The 1106-nt window shown below is 69.3% G+C and carries 1 protein-coding gene; it reads right to left on the reverse strand.

The features are described 5' to 3' along the window. Window positions 1-1106, reverse strand: a 1106-nt coding sequence (locus BLT23_RS39790) for a phosphoketolase family protein (RefSeq protein WP_143036230.1), incomplete at both ends; no start/stop codon positions are given.

The following is a 1106-nucleotide window of genomic DNA, read 5'->3' on the forward strand; positions in this document are numbered from 1 at the left end:
AACGCCTCGTAGCAGTTGAACAGGCCGTGCCTGCCGGTGAGCAGGTACCCCTCCAGCATGCCTTGGCACAGGTGCTCGGACAGCACCTCGACCACGCGGCCGTCGGGCACCAGGTGCTCGTCCACCGGCAGTGTTTCCGCCTGCCACTGCTTCCCGGTCACGTCGTAGACCGCGTCTAGCCTGTTCGACGCGGTCTCGTCCGGCCCGAAGATCCGGAACGAACGGGCGTCGGCGTTGAGTGCCACGACATCACGCAGCATCCGGCCGAGGACCCTGGTCGGTTCGGAGTGCGTGCTGCCGTTCTTGACCACATCGACGGCGTGGGCGCGGATACCGGGCATCTTCAGCTCTCGCAACAACAACCCGCCGTTGGCGTGTGGCGAAGCGCCCATCCTCCGGCCGCCTTCCGGTGCCAGGGCGACGAGGTGCGGGCGCGGCGCACCGTGCTCGTCGAACAGCTCCTCGGGCCGGTAGCCGCGCAGCCACTGTTCCAGCTGCCGCAGGTGTTCGGGGTTGTCGCGCACACCCGAGAGCGGGACCTGGTGTGAGCGCCAGGTGCCCTCGACCGGCGTTCCGTCCACTTCGGACGGACCCGTCCAGCCCTTGGGGCTGCGCAACACGATCATCGGCCGCTTGCCGGCCTGGATGCGGTCGATGACCTGGTCGAGCACCTCGGCCATCCGTTCGTGCATGGCCTGCGGCTCGTGACCCTCGACGTAGAACGGCTCGTAGCTGTAACCGCGCAGCAGCGAGTCGAGCTCGTCGCCGGGGATGCGGGAGAGCAGCGTCGGATTGGCGATCTTGTAGCCGTTGAGGTGCAGGATCGGCAGCACGGCACCGTCGGTCACGGGGTTGAGGAACTTGCCTGCGTGCCAGCTCGCGGCGAGCGGCCCCGTCTCGGCCTCACCGTCGCCCACGACACACGCGACGATCAGGCCGGGGTTGTCGAACGCGGCACCGAACGCGTGGGCGAGCGAGTAGCCCAGCTCGCCACCCTCGTGGATCGACCCAGGCACCTCCGGCGCGACGTGGCTGGGCACCCCGCCGGGGAAGGAGAACTGGCGGAACAGCGTGCGCATGCCCTCGGCGTCACGCGGCACGCCGGG

Origin of the sequence: Lentzea fradiae (genome assembly GCF_900100955.1) — a bacterium.
In the GTDB taxonomy this organism is placed as follows: Bacteria; Actinomycetota; Actinomycetes; order Mycobacteriales; family Pseudonocardiaceae; genus Lentzea; species Lentzea fradiae.